The following is a 3,412-nucleotide window of genomic DNA, read 5'->3' on the forward strand; positions in this document are numbered from 1 at the left end:
TTAGAAAATAATCCAAATCTAACAATTCGTGATGCAATTCCCTTAGGGAATGAACCAGGGAGTTATGGTAAGATTGATAGTTTGCCAAAAGATCATCCATTACTCACTACAATCACTGCAATTTCAGAAAATCATGAAAGTCGTGATCAACAGAATAAACTAATTGCTGATGAATGTCGTAGTCAATGTTTACAAGCAATCAGAAAATATATTGAAAAATATACATTAGGTGATGATGAATTTAATCAAATGCGTTCTAATTTTATCAATCTTCTTCGGGAACATAGAAATCAATTAGAAGCTAAGGTTAATAAAAGTAAAGAATCAATCCTTTCAGTCGGTTTATTCCAGAAACAAATAACTCCTGAAGAAATCCAGAAACTTAAAAATGAACTAGATAACTATCAAGCTATTGTGAGGACAATTGTTTATCCTCACAAAGCAGATCCTAAAATTATTAATTTATCCGTATCCCAAAAAAAATTAGTAGAAGCTTTTGGTTTAAATTATACAGATCGAGATCTATCCAATAATAATATAAATCAAAATTATATTAATAATTTAAAACAAAAAATTGATGTTATTCCAAAAAAAGAACAAAAAAATTTAGAACGATATAATCAGGTTACTGAAATAGCTAAACTAGCTTCTCCACAAGATGCTTTATCCTATGCTTTAAAAGAAACAATTCCTCCATCCATAATTGAAAAAGCTTTTACTAATCCTGAAAACATAAATTTTAATGAAAATATTGGTACTTTAGTAAAATCTGGTAATATTGTTATACCATTACTCAAGTTAACTGAAAACGATTTAACTAAAGTTATTAAGGTACTTTCTAAATATACAGACCATCTTTTTATAAAATTTAATGACAAAACACACCCTGTTGAACAGATTATGATTTTGATTGGGGCAGATGTTATTCCAGCACTGAATCATATACAAAATATAAATATAAATATTAACCAAATTAAGGATAGTACAATGATCAATTCACAAACTAAAATCTTCTCTGAATTAGAGCAAGATGATATTGTAAAACTTGAATTATATTTATATAAAATATTTACAAATATTGATTCTATACAAGGAAGGAAAGGGCTTCTAAGTAACGGGGGCGTTAATCAATATTTTATTGGTAATCTTGATTTTAATCTAAATATTAGTGAATTTATTACCATTTTAGTTGCAAAATTTAAACAATATAGAGTTTCTAGTCGAAAACCAGATTATCATCCTCTCATTAGCTTTTTAGAGTATCTGATTGAACAAGGAGAAAGATATAATTTAGATGATCAAGACATAGATATTTTATGTAAAATACTGGCTTTTGGTAAACAAAAAATTCAATTATTTACAACTGAAAATACCCAAATTAAACCTAATTTAGTTATTTCTAAAATTGGAAATTCAGAACCCGTTATTGGTATAATTACGGCACTACCAAAAGAATATGTAGCTGTTCAAGCTGTATTTGACCAAGGGCAAGAGGAAAAGAAACCAGGAAAAGGGGCGGGGCGACGATATTGGTTAACGGATGTTGCCGATAGTAATGGGACTCCTCAAATAGTAGCTGTAACTTTAGCTGATATGGGAAATAATGCAGCAGCCATGGGAGCAACAACTATGTTGTCCCATTATCCTATGGTGCAATCAATTATTATGTGTGGGATTGCTGGAGGTGTTCCTCATCCTACCAAAGTTGAAGACCATGTACGTTTAGGTGATATTATTGTTTCTAACAAGAAGGGGATTGTGCAGTACGATTTTGATAAGGAGTCCCAACAGTTTACGGAAATTCGTGCTATGCCAGTTCCCGCTAGTGCAGAGTTAGTGGAAGCTGCAAAATATTTGCGTGTTAATGAAATGTTAGGGCAACGACCTTGGGAAGATGTTATTCTAAAAGCCTTACAAAAGCTAAACTGGCAACGTCCCCCTCAAGAAACGGATCTGCTTCATTCTTCTGAGCAACCAGATCAGGTAATTCCACATCCACAAGACTCAAAAAGACTCCAAGATCAGCCTAAAATTTTCTTAGGTGCCATTGGTTCTGCGAATAAACTCCTTAAAAATCCGCAGAAACGCGATATGTTACGGAAGCAATTTGGGGTTAAGGCTATTGAAATGGAAGGTTCTGGTGTTGCGGATGCCACTTGGAATCATGGAATAGGTTATATTGTGGTTCGTGGTATTTGTGACTATTGTGATTCTCACAAATCCGATACTTGGCAACAGTACGCGGCAGTCACAGCAGCTGCTTATGTGCGTACTTTATTGAGTTCAATGTGATGTTAATTAAGGGTTTAAAGTGGTTTCAACCACTTGTCTCAATCTTTTCCAGACTATTTCTCCTTTGAACTTTTCCCAGAATGATGAAGGTTGGTCATAAAAATAAAGTTGTTCGTCACTTAAGCAGTAAACAACAGGTACTCTGTACCATAATGTATCTGTCTCAAAATCCAAAGGATTTTCTGTTCGTATACTCTTCTTAATTTCTGGTTCTAAATCCTTAACAATAGCTATAGCAAAGCAAACATTAGAAGGAACTCTTGCATTAAGAACTTGTCCAAAACTAGATATAGTAGTTTTTTCTTTTCCATAGTCTAAGCATTGACTAGAATATTGTTGTAAAATTTTACTATTAATAGAGGGTAAGTAAGAGAATATGAAAAAAGCATCCCCTCTCATATTAAAGACTCCGAAAGGAATTTCAAAATTAGGAATTTTACTGACAAGCTTAAATTGTTGTTCTTCATGTTTAACATCATACTTAAAATCTAAACACCCTTGATATCTTAATTTTTCTTCAACCTTGTCCAAATAGTTATCAATTTTATCGTTAGTTTCACTAAAATTAGGATCATCACTAATTTTAGTGACTAAAGTTTTTATTTGTTCTCCGCCAATAGTACGGATTTTTTGAAATAGTTTGAGATCTTGTTCAGTTAAGTTATATTTTTGTGGAGGTTGTTGAAGGATATATTGTGAAAACAAGAGTAGGGGATGATAATATGGGTTTTGAAGGGATACTCGATAGTCTTTAAACTGAGAGACTAAACTAGTGATAAATTCATTAATGTTGGAATTAAAATTTAGCCTATTAATAAAGTATTCATCAACTCCAGCATTGGTAAGAATACCTCTTCTTCCTGCAATGCCATCAATATTAATAAAGATATTTAGTAATGATGCTTCTAGTTCGACAGTAAGATAGTCTTGTGATAGATATGAGAATATTTTAGTGTTTGGCACTTTCCTTAACCTCCACTAATTTAGTTTAAATTTAGTTTATAAGTTTTGAGAGTCGTCAGCATCCTGAAGGTTGGTCATAAAAAGCAAGGTTTCCTTGATTTTGCTATACACCCACTTCCCACTCCTTACCATGACTAGAGAATTTACCCCTCTCATA

2 protein-coding genes are annotated in these 3,412 nt (G+C 32.4%); one reads left to right on the forward strand and one right to left on the reverse strand.

Annotated elements, in window-relative coordinates:
- The coding region (locus F6J94_RS31995; RefSeq protein ID WP_293047617.1) for a hypothetical protein at positions 1–2,292 on the forward strand (2,292 nt) is incomplete at its 5' end.
- Between the two features lie 6 nt (positions 2,293–2,298).
- On the opposite strand, the gene F6J94_RS32000 is transcribed toward F6J94_RS31995, so the two are convergent.
- A complete protein-coding gene (locus F6J94_RS32000; RefSeq protein ID WP_293047619.1) occupies positions 2,299–3,255 on the reverse strand; it encodes a hypothetical protein in 957 nt (318 codons plus the stop codon).
- Positions 3,256–3,412: the final 157 nt, after the last annotated feature.

Source organism: Moorena sp. SIO1F2 (genome assembly GCF_010672755.1).
Taxonomy (GTDB): domain Bacteria; phylum Cyanobacteriota; class Cyanobacteriia; order Cyanobacteriales; family Coleofasciculaceae; genus Moorena.